Raw genomic sequence first — 24697 nt, forward strand, 5'->3', positions numbered from 1 at the left:
TTTTTTATTGGGCTAAGCAATTAAGCGTTTTTCTTCACTTTCTTGTCAGCTTTAAGAACAACAGGTGCTTCAGTTTTCACTGCAACAGCGTTGTCTTCGTGGAACTCACGGCCGTAGTAGGTATCCAGCAGAATCTGTTTCAGCTCGGAGATCAGTGGGTAGCGCGGGTTCGCACCTGTACACTGGTCATCGAAGGCATCTTCAGACAGCTTGTCAACGTGTGCCAGGAAGTCAGCTTCCTGAACGCCCGCTTCACGGATTGACTTAGGAATACCCAGTTCAGCTTTGATGCTGTCCAGCCATGCCAGCAGTTTCTCGATCTTCGCAGCGGTACGGTCACCAGGAGCGCTCAGACCCAGGTGGTCTGCGATTTCAGCGTAGCGACGACGAGCCATTGGACGGTCGTACTGGCTGAATGCAGTCTGCTTGGTTGGGTTGTCATTCGCGTTATAGCGGATAACGTTGGAAATCAGCAGGGCGTTCGCCAGACCGTGAGGAATGTGGAACTGAGAGCCCAGCTTGTGCGCCATGGAGTGACATACACCCAGGAAGGCGTTAGCAAACGCGATACCTGCGATAGTCGCGGCATTGTGCACACGCTCACGAGCAACCGGGTTTTTAGACCCTTCGTTGTAAGACGCTGGCAGGTTTTCTTTCAGCAGTTTCAAAGCCTGCAGTGCCTGACCATCAGAGAACTCAGATGCCAGTACAGAAACGTAAGCTTCCAGGGCGTGAGTCACCGCATCCAGACCACCGAATGCACACAGTGATTTCGGCATATCCATCACCAGGTTGGCATCAACGATAGCCATGTCTGGAGTCAGCGCGTAGTCAGCCAGTGGGTATTTCTGACCGGTTGCGTCGTCGGTAACAACCGCAAACGGAGTCACTTCAGAACCGGTACCGGAAGTGGTGGTGACGGCGATCATCTTCGCTTTCACGCCCATTTTCGGGAACTTGTAGATACGTTTACGGATGTCCATAAAGCGCAGCGCCAGCTCTTCGAAGTGCGTTTCTGGGTGTTCGTACATAACCCACATGATTTTCGCGGCGTCCATTGGGGAACCGCCACCGAGCGCGATGATCACGTCTGGTTTGAAGGAGTTCGCCAGTTCCGCACCTTTACGAACAACGGTGAGGGTTGGGTCAGCTTCTACTTCGAAGAAGACTTCAGTCTCAACGCCAGCCGCTTTCAGAACAGAGGTGATCTGGTCTGCATAGCCGTTGTTGAACAGGAAACGGTCAGTCACGATGAGCGCACGTTTGTGGCCATCAGTAATCACTTCATCCAGCGCGATTGGCAGAGAGCCACGGCGGAAGTAGATAGATTTCGGAAGTTTATGCCACAACATGTTTTCAGCTCGCTTAGCAACGGTTTTCTTGTTGATCAGGTGCTTAGGACCAACGTTTTCAGAGATGGAGTTACCACCCCATGAACCACAACCCAGAGTCAGGGAAGGCGCGAGTTTGAAGTTGTACAGGTCACCGATACCACCCTGAGAAGCCGGGGTGTTAATCAGAATACGTGCGGTCTTCATTTTATCGCCGAAGAATTTCACACGTTCTGGCTGGTTATCCTGGTCAGTGTACAGGCAAGAGGTATGGCCGATACCGCCCATTGCCACCAGTTTCTCTGCTTTGACCACAGCGTCTTCGAAGTCTTTCGCGCGGTACATTGCCAGAGTAGGGGACAGTTTTTCGTGTGCGAAAGGTTCGCTTTCGTCAACCACTTTCACTTCACCGATCAGGATCTTAGTGGTAGCGGGTACGGTGAAACCTGCGAGTTCAGCGATTTTGTATGCTGGCTGACCAACGATGGCGGCGTTCAGTGCGCCATTTTTCAGGATGATGTCCTGAACCGCTTTCAGCTCTTTGCCCTGCAGCAGGTAGCCGCCGTGGCTTGCGAAGCGCTCGCGCACCGCATCATAAACAGAATCAACTACAACAACGGACTGCTCAGAAGCACAGATAACGCCGTTATCGAAGGTTTTGGACATCAGGACAGAAGCAACAGCACGTTTGATATCAGCCGTTTCGTCGATAACAACAGGGGTGTTACCTGCGCCTACGCCGATTGCTGGTTTACCAGAGCTGTATGCTGCTTTAACCATGCCTGGGCCACCGGTCGCCAGGATCAGGTTGATGTCCGGGTGATGCATCAGTGCGTTTGACAGTTCAACAGAAGGTTGGTCAATCCAGCCGATCAGATCTTTTGGTGCACCCGCAGCGATGGCTGCCTGCAGTACGATGTCAGCGGCTTTGTTAGTCGCATCTTTAGCACGTGGGTGTGGGGAGAAGATGATGGCGTTACGCGTCTTCAGGCTGATCAGAGATTTGAAGATCGCAGTAGAAGTCGGGTTAGTTGTCGGAACGATACCGCAAATGATACCGATAGGTTCTGCAATGGTGATGGTACCGAAGGTGTGGTCTTCAGCCAGCACGCCACAGGTTTTCTCATCTTTATAGGCGTTGTAGATATACTCAGAAGCAAAGTGGTTTTTGATCACTTTATCTTCTACGATACCCATACCGGATTCGGCAACGGCCATTTTAGCGAGAGGGATTCGAGCATCTGCAGCAGCCAGTGCGGCGGCGCGGAAGATTTTATCAACCTGTTCTTGGGTGAAATTGGCATATTCACGCTGGGCTTTTTTGACGCGCTCGACGAGTGCGTTCAGTTCAGCGATATTAGTAACAGCCATAATGCTCTCCTGATAATGTTTAAACTCTTTTAGTAAACCAGCGCTCGATACGACAACATTATAGACGAGGTGCCAGTACTTGCTTAACACACAGTAAAACAAAGGTTTAGTCTCGTTTACTGTTAACGCTTTGCACTAACTTACTAAAAGAGCCTGACTTTAGCATCATCCCTTTTTGTTTCTTTCTCTCCCTTTTGGTGTCACCCAGATTACTCACTTCTGAGTACGAAAAACATGATCTAAATCAATTTACACCGAAGCTGATACCTTTCAGCACGGGTATTTCGCACAATCATATCAAGTGTTAAATAATTACAAAAGTAATGGAATCAAAACTATCATTGCTTACACAAATACATAACACATGAAAATCATAGCGTTTTGTCGCAGATTTCTGGTGAAGTATGCTGATAAAAAGCGTATCTTCAGCGCGGTTTTTATCCCTTTATTCTGTCGCCTGGGCCATGCTGATTTACGGAGCTAACTGTGACCCCATTGCTCTTTGATTTTTCTACTTATTTTAAGTTTTTTATCGGGTTGTTCGCGCTGGTGAACCCGGTCGGGATCATTCCTGTCTTCATTAGCATGACCAGTTACCAGACGGCGGTTGCCAGAAATAAGACCAACCTGACGGCAAACCTGTCGGTGGCCATCATTTTGCTCACGTCGCTTTTCCTCGGTGATTCGATTCTGCAAATCTTTGGCATCTCCATCGACTCCTTCCGAATCGCAGGCGGCATCCTGGTGGTGACTATCGCCATGTCGATGATCAGCGGTAAGCTGGGTGAGGATAAACAGAACAAGCAGGAAAAATCAGAAACGGCGGTGCGCGAAAGCATTGGCGTTGTGCCGCTGGCGTTGCCGTTGATGGCCGGGCCAGGGGCAATCAGCTCGACAATCGTCTGGGGAACCCGCTACCACAACTGGGTGCATCTGGTTGGCTTTTCGGTGGCGATTGCGCTGTTTGCCCTCTGCTGCTGGGGCGTTTTCCGAATTGCACCCTGGCTGGTGCGTTTGCTGGGGCAGACCGGAATTAACGTTATTACCCGTATTATGGGCCTGTTGCTGATGGCGCTTGGGATCGAATTTATTGTGACCGGGCTAAAAAGTATTTTCCCTGGGTTACTAAATTAACGTTTTCATTTGAAAGAGCGGAGCCAGTGGCTCCGTTTTTTTCGTGATTATCAACAAATCATATAAATAAAGTTGAAAACTTCACAAGACATAATAAATTCTGCTAATAAATCACTTTTCTTACATTTCAGTAACTTAGTTTTATCCTTTCACACGACCTGAACATAAACCGCGCAAACACTCTGTTATTTTACTCACACGATACTCTGGGGCTTGCTGTGCGATAACTGAAATGATATTAGTAATTTCAACATTCCCCTAGACGAATGTGCTAAATAATAATCAGTTGTAAAATTTTTGTACAAAAACCCACCGAGGTGACCACAGCACAGCGGTTGGCGAGAGGAAACTCTCTATCACATTGAATATTTGGTAGTTTCTTTACCTTTGATGTGTGGCAGGACGCCCCCCAGACAAACGGGACTCCCCGTAAAAGAGAATTGCTTAACAAATTTGCAAAATGTATTGGCGCGAAATTAAGCCATTTGGTACTTTCCGGCCTTATATTTTGCCAACGCACTTTTCCAGATGAGAATGATTTTCAAATATAACGCTCATCTCAACGAGACATCACACGCCTCAAAACAGGGGAGGCGTGTTAAGAATCGACGCAAGGCGGCCAAACGAGCCACCAGTAATAAGTACAGTCGGTGATAGCAAGAAGTAAACGACCTGACAGCAGCTAAACTCCTGCGTTGTTCAGGACCCCTTAGGGGAAATAAACAGGCTGGCATTAAAACCAGTAATTATAATGAGTGGAGTATCAACACAATGTCCATCATCACAAAAAAAAGTCTGATTGCCGCAGGAATTTTCACTGCGCTAATCGCAGGTAATATGGCAATGGCTGCTGATGTACCTGCAGGTGTCACACTGTCAGAAAAGCAAACCATGATCCGCAACAATGGCGCCGAGCCACAGTCACTGGATCCGAACAAAATTGAAGGCGTTCCTGAAGCAAACATCAGCCGCGACCTGTTTGAAGGCCTGCTGATTACCTCCACCAAAGACGGTCACCCGATCCCGGGCGTGGCTGAATCCTGGGATAATAAAGACTTTAAAGTCTGGACATTCCACCTGCGTAAAGACGCAAAATGGTCCAACGGTGAACCTGTCACCGCACAAGATTTCGTATACAGCTGGCAGCGTCTGGTGGATCCAAACACCGCCTCCCCGTACGCCAGCTATCCGCAGTATGGTCACATCCTGAACGTTGATGAAATCATCGACGGCAAAAAGAAACCTTCTGAGCTGGGCGTAAAAGCGGTTGATGACCACACGCTGGAAGTGACCCTGAGCGAACCTGTTCCGTATTTCTATAAACTGCTGGTTAACCCGGCCATGTCACCGGTCAACAAAGCCGCTATCGAAAAATTCGGTGAGAAATGGACTCAGCCAGCGAACATCGTGACCAACGGTGCCTACAAGCTGAAAGACTGGGTGGTTAACGAGCGTATCGTGATGGAGCGTAATACCAACTACTGGGATAACGCGAAAACCATCGTCGATCAGATTACCTATCTGCCGATCTCGTCTGAAGTCACCGACGTAAACCGCTACCGCAGCGGTGAGATCGACATGACCTATAACAACCTGCCGATCGAACTGTTCCAGAAACTGAAAAAAGAGATCCCGACCGAAGTTCACGTTGACCCGTATCTGTGTACTTATTACTACGAAATCAACAACCAGAAAGCGCCATTCAATGACGCTCGCGTACGTACCGCGCTGAAGCTGGGTCTGGATCGCGACATCATCGTGAACAAAGTAAAAGCACAGGGCGATCTGCCTGCGTTCGGCTATACCCCGCCATATACTGACGGTGCGAAACTGACCAAACCAGAGTGGTTCTCCTGGACTCAGGAAAAACGTAACGAAGAAGCGAAAAAACTGCTGGCTGAAGCAGGCTACACCGCTGATAAACCGTTGACGTTTAACCTGCTGTACAACACCTCCGATCTGCACAAAAAACTGGCCATCGCGGCTTCCTCCATCTGGAAGAAAAACCTGGGTGTGGATGTGAAGCTGGTGAACCAGGAGTGGAAAACCTTCCTGGATACCCGTCATCAGGGCAACTATGACGTGGCGCGTGCGGGCTGGTGTGCGGACTACAACGAACCGACTTCCTTCCTGAACACTATGCTGTCTGACAGCTCCATGAACACCGCGCACTATAAGAGCCCGGCCTTTGACGCGATCATGAAAGATACGCTGAAAGTGACTGACGAAGCGCAGCGTACTGCACTGTACGACAAAGCGGAACAGCAGTTGGGTCAGGATTCTGCGATTGTACCGGTTTACTACTATGTAAACGCGCGTCTGGTGAAACCATGGGTTGGCGGTTATACCGGCAAAGATCCGATGGATAACATCTACACCAAAGATCTGTACATCATTAAGCATTAATGGCAAACCGTGGGGCAAAGTCATTTGCCCCACCGTGTCTTAATTCATCGCACAATATACACGGCATCTTTCAGGAACGACTGAACGAGCTTGTGTAAAAGGCACACGCCAGAAGGTACGGGCAATGTTGAAATTTATCCTACGTCGCTGTCTTGAAGCGATACCGACGCTTTTTATTCTCATTACGATTTCATTCTTCATGATGCGTCTCGCACCAGGTAGTCCGTTTACCAGCGAGCGCGCACTGCCGCCAGAAGTCATGGCGAACATCGAAGCCAAATACCATTTAAACGATCCTATCTCCACGCAGTACTTCAATTATCTGAAGCAGCTGGCGCAGGGTGATTTTGGTCCTTCGTTTAAATATAAAGACTATTCCGTTAACGACCTCGTCGCATCGAGCTTCCCCGTGTCGGCTAAGTTAGGCGCAGCGGCGTTTATTCTGGCCGTTGTCCTGGGGGTCACCGCAGGCGTCATCGCCGCGCTGAAACAAAACACCCGATGGGACTACACGGTAATGGGGATCGCCATGACCGGGGTGGTTATCCCGAGCTTTGTGGTGGCACCGTTACTGGTGATGATATTTGCCATCACGCTCAAATGGCTGCCCGGAGGCGGCTGGAACGGCGGGGCGCTAAAATTCATGATTCTGCCGATGGTGGCGCTGTCTCTGGCCTATATCGCCAGTATCGCGCGTATTACCCGTGGTTCGATGATTGAAGTGCTCCACTCCAACTTTATTCGTACCGCGCGGGCGAAAGGCCTGCCGATGCACCGCATCATTCTTCGTCATGCGTTAAAACCTGCGCTGCTGCCTGTGCTCTCCTATATGGGCCCTGCGTTCGTTGGGATCATCACGGGTTCCATGGTCATTGAAACCATTTACGGCCTGCCGGGTATCGGTCAGCTGTTCGTGAATGGCGCCCTGAACCGTGACTACTCGCTGGTGCTGAGCCTTACGATCCTGGTCGGTGCACTGACCATTCTCTTTAACGCCATTGTCGATGTGCTGTATGCCGTTATCGACCCGAAAATTCGCTACTAGCGCTGGAGCACGCCATGATGTTGAGTAAGAAAAACAGCGAGGCGCTGGAAAACTTCACTGAGAAACTTGAAGTCGAAGGGCGCAGCCTGTGGCAGGACGCCCGCCGTCGCTTTATGCATAACCGTGCGGCCGTCGCCAGTCTGGTCGTCTTGATCTGTATTGCCCTGTTCGTGGCCTTGGCCCCGATGCTGTCGCAGTTCACCTATTTCGATACTGACTGGGGCATGATGTCCAGTGCTCCCGATATGGTTTCCGGCCACTATTTTGGTACGGACTCCTCCGGGCGCGACCTGCTGGTGCGCGTGGCGATCGGTGGCCGTATCTCTCTGATGGTCGGTATCGCTGCGGCGCTGGTGGCGGTGATCGTCGGCACACTTTACGGCTCGCTTTCCGGCTACCTCGGCGGCAAAGTGGATTCCGTGATGATGCGTCTGCTGGAAATCCTGAACTCCTTCCCGTTTATGTTCTTCGTTATTCTGCTGGTGACCTTCTTTGGACAAAACATCCTGCTGATCTTCGTGGCTATCGGGATGGTTTCCTGGCTGGATATGGCGCGTATCGTGCGCGGCCAGACGCTGAGCCTGAAGCGTAAAGAATTTATCGAAGCAGCACAGGTGGGCGGTGTCTCCGTCAGCGGGATTGTTGTGCGTCATATCGTGCCAAACGTGCTCGGCGTGGTTGTGGTGTACGCATCACTGCTGGTACCCAGCATGATCCTGTTTGAATCCTTCCTGAGCTTCCTCGGTCTGGGTACCCAGGAGCCGCTGAGTAGCTGGGGCGCATTGTTAAGCGATGGCGCAAACTCCATGGAAGTCTCTCCGTGGTTGCTGCTATTCCCGGCTGGTTTCCTGGTGGTAACCCTGTTCTGTTTCAACTTTATCGGCGATGGCCTGCGTGATGCCCTCGACCCGAAAGACCGTTAAGGAGTGCCGCGATGACTATTATTGAAACGGCAGCTGCGCCACAGGCGCAAAAGCAGCAAAACGTGCTGCTGGATGTCAAAGATCTGCGCGTCACCTTTAAAACCCCGGATGGCGATGTTACTGCCGTCAACGATCTGAATTTCGATCTGCGGGCCGGTGAAACGCTGGGTATCGTCGGTGAGTCCGGCTCCGGTAAATCGCAAACCGCCTTTGCGCTGATGGGGCTGCTGGCACCGAATGGCCGCATCGGAGGAACCGCGACCTTTAACGGCAATAACATTCTGAATCTGCCTGAGCACGAGCTGAACAAGCTGCGCGCAGAACAGATTTCGATGATTTTCCAGGACCCAATGACCTCGCTGAACCCGTACATGCGTGTGGGCGAGCAGCTGATGGAAGTCCTGATGCTGCATAAAGGCATGAACAAAGCAGAAGCGTTCGAAGAGTCGGTGAGAATGCTGGATGCAGTCAAAATGCCAGAAGCGCGTAAACGCATGCGCATGTTCCCGCATGAGTTTTCCGGTGGGATGCGCCAGCGCGTGATGATCGCCATGGCGCTGCTGTGTCGGCCAAAACTGCTGATCGCCGATGAACCCACCACCGCGCTGGACGTGACCGTTCAGGCACAGATCATGACCCTGCTGAACGAGCTGAAGCGTGAGTTTAACACCGCCATCATCATGATTACCCACGATCTCGGCGTCGTGGCCGGCATCTGTGACAAAGTGCTGGTGATGTATGCCGGTCGTACCATGGAGTACGGCAGGGCGCGGGATGTGTTCTATCATCCTGCGCACCCGTACTCTATCGGCCTGCTGAATGCGGTTCCGCGTCTCGATGCGGAAGGCGAATCACTGCTGACGATTCCCGGCAACCCGCCAAACCTGCTGCGTCTGCCGAAAGGCTGCCCGTTCCAGCCTCGCTGCCAGTACGCGATGGAAATCTGCAACAGCGCACCCCCGCTGGAAGAGTTTGCACCAGGCCGCCTGCGCGCCTGCTTTAAGCCGCATGAGGAGCTGGTATGAACGCCATTGACGAAAAAAGAAATGTCCTGCTCGAAATCGCTGACCTAAAAGTGCATTTCGACATCAAAGACGGCAAGCAGTGGTTCTGGCAGCCGTCGAAAACCCTGAAAGCCGTCGATGGCGTCACCCTGCGTCTTTATGAAGGGGAGACCCTGGGCGTGGTCGGCGAGTCCGGCTGCGGAAAGTCGACCTTTGCCCGCGCCATTATCGGCCTGGTCAAAGCGACGGACGGCAAAGTGGCCTGGCTTGGCAAAGACCTGCTAGGAATGAAACAGGAAGAGTGGCGCGCGGTGCGCAGCGACATCCAGATGATTTTCCAGGATCCGCTGGCCTCCCTGAACCCGCGTATGAACATTGGAGATATTATTGCTGAGCCGCTTCGCACCTATCATCCGAAAATGCCGCGTCAGGAAGTTCGCGACCGCGTGAAAGCGATGATGATGAAAGTGGGCCTGCTGCCGAACCTTATCAACCGCTATCCGCACGAGTTTTCTGGCGGTCAGTGCCAGCGTATCGGCATTGCCCGTGCGCTGATTCTGGAGCCAAAGCTGATTATCTGTGACGAACCGGTTTCAGCACTGGACGTGTCGATTCAGGCGCAGGTGGTGAACCTGCTGCAGAAACTGCAGCGTGAAATGGGGCTGTCGCTGATCTTCATCGCCCACGACCTGGCGGTGGTGAAACACATCTCCGACCGCGTGCTGGTGATGTATCTTGGCCATGCGGTGGAGCTGGGCACCTATGATGAGGTCTATCACAACCCGCTGCACCCGTATACCAAAGCGCTGATGTCTGCGGTGCCGGTTCCCGACCCGGACCTGGAAAAAAATAAAGTGATCCAGCTTCTGGAAGGGGAGCTGCCTTCGCCGATCAACCCGCCGTCTGGCTGCGTGTTCCGCACGCGTTGCCCAATGGCGGGGCCGGAATGTGCGCAAACCCGGCCTGTTCTGGAAGGAAGTTTCCGACATGCGGTTTCCTGCCTGAAAGTAGACCCGTTATAATCGCAAGGGCTGACATGATGTCAGCCCTTCTTCTTTTGCGAGGTTAATGTGTCGATATCCGTTTCTTCTGTACGGCGTAAGACCTATCGCCTGCTATTCGATCCTAACACCCGCTCCGGGCGTCGCTTCGAAGGATTGTGCGGCCTGTTTGCGCTTCTCAGCGTATTCATCATCTTTATTGAATCCGGCCTGGGGACGCAGTATCACCTTACGCTCGATGAATGGCATCTGTTCGTCTGGCTGGAGCTGTTTGTCACCCTGATATTTACCCTGGAGTATTTCCTGCGCCTGTTCAGTTGGGCGAATCCGGCGAAATATGTGTTCAGCTTCTGGGGGATTATTGATTTAGCGACGATTCTGCCGCTGTATGTAATGTGGCTGTGGCCTGAAATCAGCATCAATTATGTTTTTGCGTGGCGAGCGATGCGCGCCATCCGCGTGCTGCGCGTCCTGAAACTGCTGCGTTTTATGCCGTCTTTGCGCGTGTTCTGGAAAGCCATTTATAGCGCCCGCCATCAGCTGATCCTGTTCTATTCGTTTATCGCGATTGTGATGGTTGTTTTCGGCGCGCTGATGTATCTGATTGAAGGGCCGACTTACGGTTTCACCACGCTGAATGCGTCGGTGTACTGGGCGATTGTCACCGTGACGACCGTGGGCTACGGGGATATTACCCCCCACACGCCGCTCGGCAGGATCGTGGCATCAGTGCTGATTTTGATTGGTTACTCGGTGATTGCTATCCCGACCGGGCTTATTACCACCCACATGAGCGCAGCATTTCAGAATCGTCAGCAGCAGCGTAAGTGCCCGACATGCCAGCAGGCGAGCCATGAGCATAGCGCGCGGTTTTGTAATCACTGTGGGAGTGAACTACCGGACTAAATAAAAAAGGCTGCCATCGCAGCCTTTTTGTTATTCGCGCCAGAGGATGTGGCACAGTTTGTGATCTTTTTCCCGGCACAACAGCACGCGGGCAAAAATATCGTTAATCTCGCCGCCGTCAGTATCGGCCAGCCCAATCACCACTTCGGCGAAGAAGTCCGGGTTGAGGTCGAAATCGACGTGCTCGGCCCAGTCTTCGGACGGGTCGAACAGCTCTGCGCCGCCGCGCTCTTCAAATTGCAGATTGAAGAGGATCACGTCTGCGGGATCGAGATTGTCCATCGCCAGTTCGAGAAAAATGTCGTAGGCCTGCTCAAGGGTTTCGTCTTCAGTCAGGCGATTGTTCAGATCCATTTCCATGATGATTACCTGTTAAAACATCGTTGGGCACGTTTTACAGCAACGGACTAAAGAAGTAAAACAGTCGTTCGGTGATCCGCTGCCACAGCGGACGTTTCATCCACAGATGCGCGTCCAGCAGGCGCGAGCGGGAGATATAATCGTCCTGCACTGCCGCCAGATCGCCACCAAAACCGACGTCATCAATCACCAGTGTAATTTCAAAGTTGAGCCACAGGCTGCGCATATCCAGATTCACCGTGCCGACCAGGCTCAGTTCGCCGTCGACCAGCACACTCTTGGTATGCAGCAAGCCCCCTTCAAACTGATAAATTTTGACACCCGCTGCCAGCAGTTCGCTAAAGAAGGCCCGGCTGGCCCAGCCCACCAGAACCGAATCGTTTTTACGCGGCATAATAATGCTGACATCCACACCGCGCTGTGCGGCGGTGCAAATCGCATGGAGCAGATCGTCGCTCGGGACAAAGTAGGGCGTAGTCATGATCAGATATTCACGCGCAGAATACGCTGCCGTGAGCAGCGCCTGGTGGATTAAATCCTCAGGAAATCCAGGCCCCGATGCGATGGTGTGAATGGTATGGCCGCTCTCTTGCTCAAACGGCATGATGTTAGCGTCGGGCGGCGGCGGCAGAATGCGTTTGCCGGTTTCGATTTCCCAGTCGCAGGAGTAAACAATCCCCATCGCTGTGGCAACCGGGCCTTCCATACGCGCCATTAAATCGACCCACTGACCCACGCCAGAGTCCTGTTTAAAGAAGCGTGGATCGACCATGTTCATGCTGCCGGTGTAGGCAATATAGTTGTCGATCATGATCATCTTACGATGCTGGCGTAAATCCATGCGGCGCAGGAACACACGCAGCAGATTTACCTTCAGCGCTTCGACAACTTCAATGCCGGCATTACGCATCATGGTCGCCCAGGGGCTACGGAAGAACGCTACGCTGCCGGCGGAGTCGAGCATCAGACGGCAGTGAATACCCCGGCGCGATGCCGCCATCAGCGATTCGGCTACCTGGTCGGCCATTCCGCCGGGCTGCCAGATATAGAACACCATCTCGATATTATGTCGGGCGAGCTGGATATCGCGGATCAGCGCCTGCATCACATCGTCGGAGGTAGTGAGTAACTGCAGCTGGTTGCCTTTGACGCCGCCAATTCCCTGACGACGTTCGCAAAGTTTGAACAGTGACGAGGCGACGCTGCTGTTCTCCTGGGCGAAAATATGTTTGCAGGATTTCAGGTCGTTCAGCCATTTTGCCGTCGACGGCCACATGGCGCGCGCGCGCTCGGCGCGGCGCTTACCCAGATGCAATTCACCAAAGGAGAGATACGCGATAATTCCTACCAGCGGCAGGATGTAGATGATCAAAAGCCAGGCCATGGCAGAAGGGACGGCCCGGCGTTTCATCAAGATGCGAAGCGTCACACCTGCGATCAGCAGCCAGTATCCCAGAATGACCAGCCAACTCACCACGGTGTAGAAGGTTGTCATAAATAAAAAATCCTTTTGAAAGCGTATTGTTATGAGTGTACGCATCAGAATTGATCTGGCAAATAAAAAGGGTGGGTAAAAGCGCTGGTTTACCGTGGGCAGGGGTTTATAATGGCGTCTCTGTTAAGGAAAGAGTTGTAGACATGAAGCGCAGCAGAACGGAAGTAGGGCGCTGGCGCATGTTGCGACAAATGAGTCGTCGTAAAGCCCGCTGGCTTGAGGCTCAGTCCCGCCGCAATATGCGTATCCACGCCATCAGAAAATGTGGACTAAGCCATCACCGTAATGCACTGGTGTTTGCCGTTCGCGATCTCTGAGTACCCTGAAGGCACCGTGACAGGTGCCTGATGTTTCCCGCATAACTATCAATTTTCGCAGTATCCTTCGCCCCCTGCTGTTCAGATATAATTCACCTACATAACGCATTGAATAAAAACAGATGAATCCATTCCTGTGGGTATTGGTTGTGCTTTTTGCGCTGGATGCGCTCAGGGAAAGTTTGGGATTGTCATCATTTTCAGGGCTGGTTGATTTTGTCGGTGCCTGGATGATGCAGTGGAACATATAAAAGGGAAATAAAAAGGGATGAACAGTAAATACCTCGCCGCACTCATGGCCGTGACGGCCCTCGTCGGATGCGCCAACAGCAAAACCGCACCTGAAAGACACGCTTATTACTTCGTTTCTCATCAATCGAATTTTGTCGGTGGAAATTTCGCCAATAGCCAACAGCTCAATTATCGTCTGAATGTGCCGCAGTTCCGCGAGCTCTACGAGCAGGGCAAAACGGACCGCAAAGCGGGGCGCACCCTGGTGGAAGCCAATGAGTATGCGCAAAGTATCCGCGATGAGGTGCTGAAAGGCGTCAAAACTAATAACAGCTTTACGGGTAATAAGAGCGATCAGTGGTCATCTGATATGGAAGAGAAAGATGCGAAGCTGTTCGGGAATGAGCTGGCAGCGTCTTATCTTGACGGGTATAACGGCGTACAATAGCGAAAGTTAACCCTGAAATGCCGCTTAGCTGCGGCATTTTCATTTATTTGATAAAAGGAGCGGGTGGTGTTTGCGGAGTTTGGTGTTCTCAATTTTTGGACTTATGTTGTGGGTGCTTTCTTTATTGTGCTGGTGCCTGGCCCAAATACGTTGTTTGTTTTAAAAACTGGCATCGGCCACGGGGTGAAAAAAGGTTATCTCGCCGCCACGGGGGTTTTCATCGGTGATGCGGTACTGATGTTTCTGACGTGGGCGGGAGTCGCTGCGCTGATCCAGACCACACCGGTGTTATTCAATATCGTCCGCTATCTCGGTGCGCTCTATCTGCTGTGGCTGGGTGGCAAAATGCTCTGGTCAGTGATGACGCATAAAAATAGCGCGCAAGCCGGGGGAACGGAACCCGCGAGCATGATCATGAAGCGCTCGCTGGTATTGAGCCTGACCAATCCTAAAGCGATTCTGTTCTACGTCTCATTCTTCGTGCAGTTCATCGACGTCAGCGCGAAAAACACCGGGACCTCTTTCCTGATCCTCGCGACCACTCTTGAGCTTATCAGCTTTATGTACATGAGTTTCCTGATCTTCTCCGGCGCGTTTGTCACCCGCTACCTGAAAACCAAAAAGAAACTGGCGAAGCTGGGAAATGGCTTGATCGGTTTGCTGTTTGTGGGCTTTGCGGCGCGACTCGCGTCATTACATTGAGAACCATCATCCCGCCAAACGTGAAAGCGGTTGGCAGGATGATATTAAAGGTTTCACATGAATAAGATTTTTATGCTCGCCATTCTGATAAGCCTGGTCTCGGGCTGCGCACCGTTACATCCGTCCGGATGCCATAAAACCACCGCAACGGGTGATTGCAGTTCCGGCCGCTGGGATGACAAGGATGAGTGGGGCGCACAGGCGCGAGCCATCAGAGATGCTATTAATACCGAACTTGTGGATCCTCAGCGCTGGAAAGGCAAGCAATGCAGGTTGCACATCCAGTTTGCAGAGGATGGCACGGCGTTAAATATATCGACCAGCGACGGCAATAAAGCCTATTGCGAGGCACTCAAATCCGCAGCCCAGAAAGCTAAGTTCCCGGCATTCACCAATCCCGAAGTATATCGAGACTTCCGCAGAGCCGGTTTTGGTATGCGCGGGGAGTGAATGAGGAGAGGGGTATTACTTTTTTCCTGCCCTGTTGAGTCATGTAAAAAATAAAAGCCCCGCACTGGCGGGGCTTTTGGTATCAATGCAATATTGATGACGGTATAGGAAAAGCGCCAGCGGGAGCCATTTTTATGCCTGGCGAAACTGGAAAGCCGCGCCAGACAAGGCTTCACGTTTTACTACTAGCAGTCAAAAGCCATAAAAAGCACCTAGGGTGTGGACGTTATGTGGACGTTCTGTCCACCGCTTTCACCCTTTAACGGGTTGAGCAAAATCGCATCCTGCAGGTACTGCGGAGCGAAGTGCGCATAGACCATTGTCTGTGCAATTTTCGTGTGACCCAGAATCCGCTGTAGTGTAATGATGTTGCCTCCGTTAATCATAAAGTGCGTTGCAAAAGAGTGTCGCAGCGCGTGCGTTGCTTGCCCGGCGGGTAAGTCAGGTTTAACCGCTTTGAGGATTTTCCTGAATACTTTATAGCTAGCATCAGGGAACAGAAATCCTCGCGTATTACCGACAATGTAAGCCGTAACTTCTTCGGAGATCGGAACCGTGCGCGGTGTGTTGGTTTTCGTCTTCACGAAAGTCACCCGGTTATGAATCACGTTCTCCGCTTTCAGTCGCGCTGATTCGCCCCATCTCGCACCGGTGCTCAAGCACAAAACCGCGATCTTGCGATTTCCATCCGATAGCGCCGCCAGAAGTGCGTCAATCTCATCAAGAGTGAGATAGCCCGTTTCGGCAGTCTGCTCTTTCAGTTTTTTAAACCCTCTGAACGGATGCTCACCGTTATACAGCTCTGACTCAATCAGGGTGGTGAACATACCGCCCAGCGTGATGAGGTCACGGTTTATGGTGGTTGGCTTAATGCCATCACCCCGTCGCTGTGCGCAATACTGCGTTATCAGACTTTTGGTGATCTGAAAGGCGCATGGGTTGCCGGTCATCTTTTCAAATCGCTCAATTTTATTGAGATACGATTGGCCGTGTTCCTCATGCTGACCTTTTAGTTTCCACCACAACTCTTTCAGTTCGGACAGATGGCGTTTGTCCGTTGGTTTTGAAAGCCATTCCTTTGAGTGATGGTTATATTGAGTATGCTTTTCAAAAGCCATCGCCTCGCTTTTCTTGTCGAACTTCCGACGGATGCGTTTTCCGTTACGCCCGGTCGGTCTAATGTCCACTTCATATCGACCATCATCGAGCTTTTTAATAGACATAAAGCCTCCCGATGATGTTACTGCGTACTTCAATTTCCTGATTTAAATAACAAAAACTCACTGTGCATTGACTGCACAAATAAGCGCCGTAAATGGTTAGCCAGTTTTCTGGTCTGAGTGGGGTGACATTGTTGTCTGCTGCCCAAAGTGCGCGAGAGCCGGTGCAATTTGCCCAGCTTCAGGTGATATCGTCTCTGTCATGAACCACATAGTGTATTTTTTGAACTGAGGATGATTCAAAATCTTCATCACCGCCTGTATGCCCATATCTTTTACACCCTTCTCGTAACTCGAAAGAGAGCTATAGGGAACGCCAGTTAACTCACTGAATTCTTTTCTATTCATGCGTTCCGACTCGCGCATGATGGCAAGTTTCTCGTTGACGGGTATCATCGTAATTAACACTCCACTATTGATAGAAAAACGATAACGGAGTAATCTTTGTTTCGTTATCGCATATTAATGGCTCCAATATGGCAATTAAAAGCCATTAGGAGCAATTAAAACATTAACGAGGAATAGTCACAAATGAATAGGGTTATTGAGAGTGCGAGCGACGCCGTCCCTTATCAGGAATTCGCGCGTCTTATTGGCAAAACTCCTGCAGCTGTCAAAGGGATGATTGAGAAGGGCAAGCTGCCTGTGGTTGAAATGACCGATCCGCAGTCTACAAGCGGGAGAGCTGGGGAATATTGGGTATACCTGCCTGCCTGGAACAAAGGCATGAAAATGGCCTATGACAGCCGCCCGAAAGAAATTCGCGACGGTTGGCTGATGTGGCTCGGATTAGGAGAGTCAGCATGAAGAATGAACCACGTTGCATTGCTCAATTGCTACGTAGAGAAAGCCCTAACCAGATTAATTTCACCATCACTCATGGTCGCGGCCGCAAGGGCATCATCATCCGCACCCGTAAACCTAGTGTTATTGAGAAGCTTCGCCGCCTTGTTAAATCAAGAGGGCTGTGGTTATGACCGTTATGACTCTTAATGTGATCCAGAAACAACCGGCTGCACTTCGTGGCTTGGTCTGTAAGTACCTGGCTCAACCTCGCTGGCAAGACACCTGCGATTTTTACAATCAGATGATGGAGCGGGAACGACTGACCGTTTGTTTTCACGCTCAGTTAAAGCAGCGTCACTCAGTAATGCGGTTAGAGGAAATGGATGAAGCAGATCGTGAGCGTCTCGTTTGCGCGCTTGATGAAATGCGATTTGCATTCACTCGATTCCGCCAGCTCGGCGCGACAAAAGCAACTTTCATAAGCCGCCTAACAGTAAGCCAAAGGCGATCGCTATTTCTTCATGCTGGGCTTACAGAGCAGGAATTCAGTATGCCGCACTGGCGTTTAAATGATGAAGACTGCTACTGGCGGGACAAACTTTTCCGCGCGCTGCGAGAACTATTTAGCCTTTTTGAGTACGCGCCAACCATCTTAACCTCGGTAAAACCTGAGCAGTATTTACATTAATTAATCTGGATTCGTTCTATTACGCGCCTTACAGCGTGGGGACTCCTTTTGTCTGGAGATAGGCAAATGCAAAAACAAAATATAGCGCAGCGGGGCATGTTTTCAGCACTTCTGGCGCAGGCCATAAGTGAAGCCCAGCGCGATACGGCAACTCGGATTTCGTCACACTTTGATGGGCTTATCGCTCATATCAGTAAATCTGAGCTAAACCGCACCGAGATTATCGAGCTTCTGGGGCAAGAGTCCGAGAAGTTGCACAACTCAATTTCAGGCTGAGTTGGCTATTAACTTTTAACAGGAAGCAAAAATGAGCATCCGTATCGAGATAAATCAGCAGTACGTCATTACCAGCGACCGCTATCAGTTTATTTTGCAGGAAAAGAAAACCGCCACCACCGGGAAGAACGAAGGCAAGGAATGGCTGGATGTTGTGGGTTACTACCCAACTATTCCTAAGCTCGTCTCAGGTCTTGCCTTGCATGACCTTTTAACGGGAGACGCAACTCGTTTCTCAGCGCTTGAAAATCAGATTGAGCGCATAGCGAAGCAATGTCTGGATGCCTTCACTTCAAATGGCCGTTGAACCTCGGGGGCGTATTGCCCCCTCGCCACCGCCTCCGTTCTCGAAAAACACCGATGAGACATTCGTCGGTACTTATCCCTGGAATGCTCCACGCTCTGCAATTGGCCGTGACAGACCCCTTACACGTGGCGAATTCCGTCAGGTGCAAGGCGTTTTAGGTAAAGTAAATCGCCTGCCATACGTCTTAAAAACGTTGTTTAACTCCCGGTATGACTTCATCCGCCGTACTAAAAGCCCACTTCATGGTTTTTATTTCCTCAAGAACACCATCGAGCAAAAGGTGGGGCCGCGTCTTGAGCGGGTGAATCAGCTAAACGGAATGAACGAGACGGCAACGCTTCTCTTCCTGAGTGAGCGCGAAAGCTATTCACATTTAGCGGGTATGAGTGACAAGGCACTCAAAAAGTTTGCTGCCCGTATCGCATCGCAGCTATATGTCGCTTATGAGGAACTTAGCGACGCATGGGCAGATGCTCATGGCGGTAAAGAGACTCTTTTCACCGATGAGGCGCAGGCGCATTTATATGGTCACGTTGCCGGTGCAGCTCGCGCATTCAACATCACTCCGATGTTCTGGAAGAAATACCGCAAAGGTCAGATCACGATCCGTCAGGCATTTTCCGCTATTGCTCGTCTGATTAACGATGAATGGTGGATTAACCAGTTTAAGGCGCAGCGTATGCGCTGGCACGAGGCCTTGCTGATTGCCGCCGGTGAGGTGAATAAAGACCGCTCCCCGTATGCCAGCAAAACGGCGATCCGCGAAGTTCATTCTCGCCGCCTGGGTAATCTCGAATACCTCAAATCATGTGAACTGGAAAACAAAGTAACCGGCGAGCGCATCGATCTCATCAGCAAAGTCATGGGGAGTATTTCAAACCCCGAAATTCGTCGTATGGAACTGATGAACACCATCGCAGGGATTGAACGCTATGCGGCCGGTCAGGGTGACGTCGGGATGTTTATCACTATCACCACGCCATCGAGGTATCACCCGACGCGTCAGGTCGGAAAGGGCGATAAAAAAACGGTGCAACTTAATCACGGATGGAATGAAAACGCCTTTACGCCGAAGGATGGACAGCGGTATTTGTGCCGTATCTGGAGCCTGATGCGTACTGCTTTTAAAGATAACGATCTACAGGTCTACGGGATGCGTGTTGTTGAACCGCATCACGACGGAACGCCGCACTGGCACATGATGCTTTTTTGCAAACCAGAGCAACGCAAGCACATCACTGAAATCATGCGCCGTTATGCCTTAAAGGAGGATGGAAATGAAAAGGGCGCAGCAGCACAGCGCTTTGAAGCGAAGCACCTCAATCGAGGTGGCGCAGCCGGTTACATCGCAAAATACATTGCGAAGAATATTGACGGTTACGCACTCGATGGTCAGGTCGATCACGACACCGGCAAGCCTCTCACCGATACCGCCGCAGCTGTAACCGCATGGGCGTCAACATGGCGTATCCCGCAATTTAAATCTATTGGTCTTCCAACGATGGGTGCTTATCGCGAGCTGCGCAAACTACCTCGTGGGGTGAGCATTGCTGATGAATTCGATGAGCGTGTTGAAGCGGCCAGAGCTGCAGCTGATGAAGGTGAATTTGACCGTTATATCGCAGCGCAGGGTGGAGCGAATGTTCCACGTGATAGTCAGACCGTCCGTGTGGCTCGTCACGTGACTGACGAGGTCAATGCCTACGAAGAGGACATTGAGAGAGTCGTGGGCATCTACGCTCCGCACTTGGGCTCTGAGCTGGTACATGTGACCCGGACAGCCGAATGGCGCATCGTTCCAAAGCTTTTGGCCGTTGAGCCTTTGACTTTAAAAAGCGGCATTGCCGCGCCTCGGAGTCCTGTCAATAACTGTGGATTTAGATATAAGAAAAGAAATGCATGTATAAATAGTGCAAGAGAGCTGATTAAATCGAGCGTAGTTTCGATGAGTGAAGTAACTGTTCTAAAACAAATACAATAAAAATAGGAAAAGACACTCAGTGGAGCCCGTTTTAGTCTAATACTTAATTAAATTGTATTGGTTCATATGATTGGAGCACATGCCTCCAAACGAGGCATGTGCTAAAAGAATGTTAATATGAATAATCTAACCAACTTTGGAGAGCTTGGCTTTTATTGACGGGAGCAAATGAACGCTCACGCCATCTCTGGTATATATTTTGTAATATTAGTCGCGCGGTATAATCTTCCTTTGTTAAGATAGATACATTCCCGAGGAAATTCATCAGTCTTATATCATAGGTTGAAATATCAAAAAGGAATGTATAAAGAGCGTTGATCAATAAATCTTGATTTTCCGTGACTAAAAGGCTTAAAAATATCTCGTCATATTTTTCATCAAAAAAATTGGTTATAAAATCATTTTTACTTGGCGATGTTTGCGCTATGTAACAGCAAAGAGATGCTGTTCTTATTGTATTGTCTTCATTTTTATCTTTTATAATCTCAACAAGTGAGGCGCTCGGTATTCCCATTTTAGACAAGAGCTCTTCATTGTAATTAGTACTAATTGGCCTATAGTTTGAATCATGTCTGATGATATTGCTTACTCTTCCAATTAAAAGTGCGTGAGCGAAATGAACGATGAATTCTTTTTCCGTAGCAATATTTATCTTTATGAATGAATTGTGTTTTTTAAAGTTGTTGAACCCCATTCGGGTAGTTGTTGGTGAGCACTTGATGAGCATGCTTCGAAGTTCTGATTCCTGTTCTGGATAAACATCGAACAGCTCTTGCCAGAGAAAGAAGTACGCTGAAAATGACTCAGCATGATTTTTTGAAATTTCTAGAATTGGCCCGAAAAATTCAAATTTGTGTTCTATTTTAATTTTCTCAAGAGCTTCCTCATCAATAAATGGCCCTGACCAAACATTGAGTGCTAATGCGGGATAGTCTTTGCAAAAATTAGCCCACCCTTTTTTATTGAAAGCAGAATCGGTAATTTTAATATATTGAAATGATGGGATTATTTTTATATCTTCGAAACAACCATTATGAATTATCGAGTTGATTTCCTCATTTTCCATATGCTCCAAGCAATCAATGTGTTTTTTAAGGTCATCACAATCAAAATTCAAAGGGATCATTGCTTTAAGTTGAGAAGGGATTATATCGGTGTTGTAATCGCTTTTTTTAACCTCATCAAGGAAAAGCTTATAATTGACAATGTTTTTATTATAGTGAAATTTTAGAGCGGATTTTATTAAATTTAGGGGTTTTGAGCTAATATCATCAGATATATGTAGCTTAGGTATTATTTCGCCGTCTTGTGCGTGTGCTGTTTTCCAATTGATGTCGTGGGTTTTAGGTGAGACGAAACAGTAAATTTCATCCAAATTGTCTGTGGTATCAATAGAACCTGTGTCTTTTTTTTCTTCAATATTTAAAAATTCCAAAATCTCAATCGTTTCTTTCGGGATGTTATAATTACTTTTCAGTAATAATTCTTTTTGAAAATGCTTAACTGCAAAATTAAGCATGTCGCATTGAATTGTATTGCTTAAGACAGAAGTCGAGGAGATGGTAGAAGTGATAAATTCTATAAACCAAGGTTGATAACAATTTCGAATCGCATTTTTGCGGCGATGGCTACCAAAAGCATCAATTATATCAAGCTCAAAAATTGCATTGAAATAATATTCAGGAGCTTGCAAGTATCTTTTTAATACCTCTTCTATGCGCGGGTGTTCAATAGGTAGCATTATTGCAAGTAAATAACCAACAGTTATATGTTCGCTGTAATCTAGATCTATGAATGCTTCAATCATATTGTTAATGACCCAGCTTCTAGATTGCTCTTTTTTAATTGATGTTATTCGGCTTAATATATCGCGTTCTATATTTGACCATAAAGGTGTTAAGGCGTTATTAAACTGAAATCTAATTCTTTTATCTTGTTCAAGTACGCCTTCCTCTATCAATCTAAGCGTTAAAAGAGATCCGGTCCCCATCCTCTTTTTAAAAGTTTTAACTCTATAATTTTCTCCATCATCATCCAATTGTTGGAGCAAGTTAACAGCAACCGAAAGCTCACTTAATATTGTATTATGTGCCAAAGCGCTCAATAAAAAGTGAACAACTTCACGCCAGTGGGCATCACCACAAATTATTTCTAGACGATTTCTAAGCTCAGTATTAGAAACGGCATTGTAAATAAATTCTGCTGCGAAAAATTCTTGTAATTGCCTAATATCAAATCGGACGGAATCACTGCTTTCAGGGGTGTTTACGAAAACTAATCTTTCTGTTGTAGCCTCCATTAGTGTATCAACTACTTCATCGGTATCACCATCGATTTGCATGGCAGTGGTTTGAATTGCCAATTGTTTAAACTCACTTTTATCGAAAGTAGCTTCTGCTCCTTTGCTGATCTCGGACTTGGTGTGTAAACATATACCTAGCCGATCATGTATAGTTTTAAGTAATTGATCTCTTTCTCGTAGAAGAGCAGATATGCGTACGTCTGGAAAGTTTTTCTGACTTTCTCTTTTTTTCATGACTGAATAAAAGTTTTTAAATAATTCCCATCTTTTTTCAGGAGGGCGACCTCCATCTCTAACAACAACGGCCATGATATGTGATTGCAGAGGAGTGGTCATCAGTTCTTTTACTTGATCTGATTCCATTGCATATTTAAGTATATTTATTGATTCTTCATATTCTTGTTCTGTACGATTGTATTTTACTACGGCTGAAGCACAGGCTAAGGCTATGTCTGGTGGGAGTGGAGTTAACGTGACTGTTGAAGAAAACAGGTTTTCAAATTGTCCTGAATAGCCTTGAGGACGAGTTGTACAAAGAATGAGGAAGTCTGCATCCAACTGAGGTATCAATTCATTTGCAAAAATAATAATCTCATTTGCTACGTTATCCTTTAAATCATTTGGTACTTCATCTAACCCATCAAAATTAATGAACCATGATGATAAGCTGAATGAATCATGCAGCATTTCCGCAGTGACATTTTTAGATGTTTTAATTTTAACTTTATCACAAATATATGCGACAATATTTCTAGGCTCTCCTTCGCTTTTTAATGAATACCAGTTGGCAAAATCTTTCAATTCTACAAATAACGGAATTCTAGGGACCGATGGCCAAAAACCTTCATCCATAGCTTGTCTTTTTAATTCATTGGCTATTTCTTTTATTTGTGGAGTAACTCTAGGGCCATCATCGGAAAGAATAAATGCTGCTCTTTGCAATTGTCCAAAGTATTGCCCGGCAGTCGATTTACCTTGGCCAGGTCCACCTTTTAAAAGAATGATTCTCGCTCGAATTGGGTTTTTTGACCATTCCTGCCATCCGTGTCCGAAGTTATTCCAAGTAGAGTTTCTTTGGACGTTGTTTGCTGCTGAAACTAAGGACTTCAATATAAAGTATATTTCATCATTTTGAGCGTGAATGGGAAGGTCCCTGAATAGCTCGTATATTTTAGGTCGTTGGTCGCTACCTGAACCTGCTTGTTCCAGCTTTGTGTAGCTAAATTCATGAAACTGATTCACGATTAAATGATCGATGATATCTTTAATATTTTTTTTATGTTGATTCAAATGATTGTATAATTCAGTTATTACATGCCCCGGAGTGAGGAAATGGCCATAGTATGCAACAGCTTCTGGGTGATGGGCCAAAAGATCCAATATTTTTCTCCCTCCCCAAATGTCAACATTTATGTCAGGATCAAATTCATTTACCATTTCTTTTATTTTATCAAATGCACCTGTTTCGGGTACGCCTGATGGTTCAATGTTACTTGCTATTATCCAATTGTTTGGTCGTAGTTTTCTGTTGCCAGTTTTGAACTGAGTAATCTCTTTGGCAACTTCTTTTATCAACCATTTCTGGGAGTCGCTACTCAAATGTGGTTTATGAAATTTCGATTGAAGAAACCAAATTCCTTCCCAACTATCTAGGTCTGTCGGATAAGGAGCTCTACCACGAAGATATCCATCTTTCCCTCCATCTGCACCCGCAGCAAATCCAGTAACGCCATTACCAAGGGTTTTTAACGAAAGAAAGTTTACTAAGTGCTCAAAAGAATGTGAATCAAGCTGTGTCAAGTCATATGGTTGAGCCATGTGAATCCTTTTAAAATCAATTTTAGGGTTGGTTGAATCATTCCGCTAGATGCTAGTGCTCAGTTTTGAAGCATGCAGAAAGAAATCTTTTGTCGCATTAATATGAGTGAAATTGCATTAAGTTTTCAAGAGATTGATTGCCAATTTAGTTGCCTCAAAGCATCGATAGTGCAGGCTAAACACTTAGAATGCACC

24 protein-coding genes are annotated in these 24697 nt (G+C 48.5%); 18 read left to right on the forward strand and 6 right to left on the reverse strand.

The features are described 5' to 3' along the window. Nucleotides 1-20: 20 nt before the first annotated feature. Nucleotides 21-2702 carry a bifunctional acetaldehyde-CoA/alcohol dehydrogenase gene (gene adhE / locus ETG88_RS03570; RefSeq protein ID WP_100779936.1) on the reverse strand — a complete coding sequence of 894 codons (2682 nt, stop codon included), beginning with the start codon at nt 2700-2702 and terminating at the stop codon, nt 21-23. Nucleotides 2703-3188: 486 nt separating this feature from the next. Between adhE and ETG88_RS03575 the strand changes: the two genes are divergently transcribed. From ETG88_RS03575 to ETG88_RS03605, 7 genes are all read left to right on the forward strand, one after another. Further along, entirely contained in the window at nt 3189-3836 is a 648-nt protein-coding gene (locus tag ETG88_RS03575; protein WP_100779937.1) for a YchE family NAAT transporter, read from the forward strand. Between the two features lie 771 nt (nt 3837-4607). Further along, nucleotides 4608-6242 (forward strand): oligopeptide ABC transporter substrate-binding protein OppA, encoded by a 1635-nt coding sequence (gene oppA / locus ETG88_RS03580; RefSeq protein ID WP_102103882.1) that lies wholly within the window; start codon nt 4608-4610, stop codon nt 6240-6242. 124 nt (nt 6243-6366) lie between these two features. Then, nucleotides 6367-7287, forward strand: coding sequence for an oligopeptide ABC transporter permease OppB (gene oppB, locus ETG88_RS03585; RefSeq protein WP_100779940.1), 921 nt, complete (start codon nt 6367-6369; stop codon nt 7285-7287). 14 nt (nt 7288-7301) lie between these two features. Further along, entirely contained in the window at nt 7302-8210 is a 909-nt protein-coding gene (oppC, locus tag ETG88_RS03590; RefSeq protein WP_102103881.1) for an oligopeptide ABC transporter permease OppC, read from the forward strand. A gap of 11 nt (nt 8211-8221) precedes the next feature. Continuing rightward, the gene (locus tag ETG88_RS03595; RefSeq protein ID WP_129034649.1) at nt 8222-9235 is read left to right on the forward strand and encodes an ABC transporter ATP-binding protein; all 1014 of its coding nucleotides are present in this window, start codon (nt 8222-8224) and stop codon (nt 9233-9235) included. Beyond that, nucleotides 9232-10236, forward strand: a complete 1005-nt coding sequence (gene oppF, locus ETG88_RS03600; protein WP_100779943.1) for a murein tripeptide/oligopeptide ABC transporter ATP binding protein OppF — start codon at nt 9232-9234, stop codon at nt 10234-10236. Before ETG88_RS03595 ends, oppF begins: the two co-directional genes overlap by 4 nt. A 48-nt stretch (nt 10237-10284) precedes the next feature. Next, complete coding sequence (locus ETG88_RS03605) at nt 10285-11121, forward strand: ion transporter (RefSeq protein WP_129034651.1); 837 nt, start codon at nt 10285-10287, stop codon at nt 11119-11121. Between the two features lie 30 nt (nt 11122-11151). Here the strand turns inward: ETG88_RS03605 and ETG88_RS03610 are convergent, their stop codons facing one another. After that, nucleotides 11152-11481 carry an HI1450 family dsDNA-mimic protein gene (locus tag ETG88_RS03610; RefSeq protein ID WP_100779945.1) on the reverse strand — a complete coding sequence of 110 codons (330 nt, stop codon included), beginning with the start codon at nt 11479-11481 and terminating at the stop codon, nt 11152-11154. A 34-nt stretch (nt 11482-11515) separates the two neighbouring features. Beyond that, nucleotides 11516-12976, reverse strand: coding sequence for a cardiolipin synthase (gene cls / locus ETG88_RS03615; RefSeq protein WP_100779946.1), 1461 nt, complete (start codon nt 12974-12976; stop codon nt 11516-11518). Nucleotides 12977-13119: 143 nt separating this feature from the next. Between cls and ETG88_RS03620 the strand changes: the two genes are divergently transcribed. The 5 genes from ETG88_RS03620 (at nt 13120) to ETG88_RS03635 (ending at nt 15124) form a co-directional block, all read left to right on the forward strand. Then, a complete protein-coding gene (locus tag ETG88_RS03620; RefSeq protein ID WP_087892605.1) occupies nt 13120-13293 on the forward strand; it encodes a YciY family protein in 174 nt (57 codons plus the stop codon). A gap of 122 nt (nt 13294-13415) precedes the next feature. Further along, nucleotides 13416-13544: a KPN_01571 family protein gene (locus ETG88_RS22565; RefSeq protein ID WP_213015980.1), complete on the forward strand. Its 129-nt coding sequence runs from the start codon at nt 13416-13418 to the stop codon at nt 13542-13544. 17 nt (nt 13545-13561) lie between these two features. Further along, nucleotides 13562-13972, forward strand: a complete 411-nt coding sequence (locus ETG88_RS03625) for an Exc2 family lipoprotein (protein WP_129034653.1) — start codon at nt 13562-13564, stop codon at nt 13970-13972. A gap of 66 nt (nt 13973-14038) precedes the next feature. After that, nucleotides 14039-14674 (forward strand): leucine efflux protein LeuE, encoded by a 636-nt coding sequence (gene leuE, locus ETG88_RS03630; protein WP_129034654.1) that lies wholly within the window; start codon nt 14039-14041, stop codon nt 14672-14674. Nucleotides 14675-14731: 57 nt separating this feature from the next. Next, nucleotides 14732-15124, forward strand: a complete 393-nt coding sequence (locus tag ETG88_RS03635; protein ID WP_232731009.1) for a cell envelope integrity TolA C-terminal domain-containing protein — start codon at nt 14732-14734, stop codon at nt 15122-15124. Nucleotides 15125-15336: 212 nt separating this feature from the next. On the opposite strand, the gene ETG88_RS03640 is transcribed toward ETG88_RS03635, so the two are convergent. Together ETG88_RS03640 and ETG88_RS03645 are read right to left on the reverse strand one after the other, a co-directional pair. Continuing rightward, nucleotides 15337-16347, reverse strand: coding sequence for a phage integrase (locus tag ETG88_RS03640; RefSeq protein WP_129034656.1), 1011 nt, complete (start codon nt 16345-16347; stop codon nt 15337-15339). A gap of 96 nt (nt 16348-16443) precedes the next feature. Continuing rightward, nucleotides 16444-16740 carry a helix-turn-helix domain-containing protein gene (locus ETG88_RS03645; protein WP_129034658.1) on the reverse strand — a complete coding sequence of 99 codons (297 nt, stop codon included), beginning with the start codon at nt 16738-16740 and terminating at the stop codon, nt 16444-16446. A 135-nt stretch (nt 16741-16875) separates the two neighbouring features. Between ETG88_RS03645 and ETG88_RS03650 the strand changes: the two genes are divergently transcribed. The 6 genes from ETG88_RS03650 to ETG88_RS03670 all read left to right on the forward strand — a co-directional run bounded on the left by ETG88_RS03650 (nt 16876) and on the right by ETG88_RS03670 (nt 20382). Continuing rightward, nucleotides 16876-17151 (forward strand): regulatory phage cox family protein, encoded by a 276-nt coding sequence (locus tag ETG88_RS03650; RefSeq protein WP_129034659.1) that lies wholly within the window; start codon nt 16876-16878, stop codon nt 17149-17151. Continuing rightward, the gene (locus tag ETG88_RS22250; protein ID WP_164971760.1) at nt 17148-17321 is read left to right on the forward strand and encodes a hypothetical protein; all 174 of its coding nucleotides are present in this window, start codon (nt 17148-17150) and stop codon (nt 17319-17321) included. The genes ETG88_RS03650 and ETG88_RS22250 overlap by 4 nt, the downstream gene beginning before the upstream one ends. Further along, on the forward strand, nt 17318-17818 hold the full coding sequence (locus tag ETG88_RS03655; RefSeq protein ID WP_129034661.1) for a replication protein B: 501 nt from the start codon (nt 17318-17320) through the stop codon (nt 17816-17818). The genes ETG88_RS22250 and ETG88_RS03655 overlap by 4 nt, the downstream gene beginning before the upstream one ends. Nucleotides 17819-17884: 66 nt before the next feature. Continuing rightward, on the forward strand, nt 17885-18094 hold the full coding sequence (locus tag ETG88_RS03660; RefSeq protein ID WP_129034663.1) for a DUF2732 family protein: 210 nt from the start codon (nt 17885-17887) through the stop codon (nt 18092-18094). Nucleotides 18095-18125: 31 nt separating this feature from the next. Beyond that, nucleotides 18126-18401, forward strand: coding sequence for a DUF5405 family protein (locus ETG88_RS03665; protein ID WP_129034665.1), 276 nt, complete (start codon nt 18126-18128; stop codon nt 18399-18401). Continuing rightward, complete coding sequence (locus ETG88_RS03670) at nt 18391-20382, forward strand: replication endonuclease (protein ID WP_233446088.1); 1992 nt, start codon at nt 18391-18393, stop codon at nt 20380-20382. The genes ETG88_RS03665 and ETG88_RS03670 overlap by 11 nt, the downstream gene beginning before the upstream one ends. A 112-nt stretch (nt 20383-20494) precedes the next feature. On the opposite strand, the gene ETG88_RS03675 is transcribed toward ETG88_RS03670, so the two are convergent. After that, a complete protein-coding gene (locus tag ETG88_RS03675) occupies nt 20495-24502 on the reverse strand; it encodes an NACHT domain-containing protein (protein ID WP_129034667.1) in 4008 nt (1335 codons plus the stop codon). Between the last annotated feature and the right edge of the window lie 195 nt (nt 24503-24697).

The sequence above is a fragment of the Lelliottia nimipressuralis genome (assembly GCF_004115925.1).
Taxonomy (GTDB): domain Bacteria; phylum Pseudomonadota; class Gammaproteobacteria; order Enterobacterales; family Enterobacteriaceae; genus Enterobacter; species Enterobacter nimipressuralis.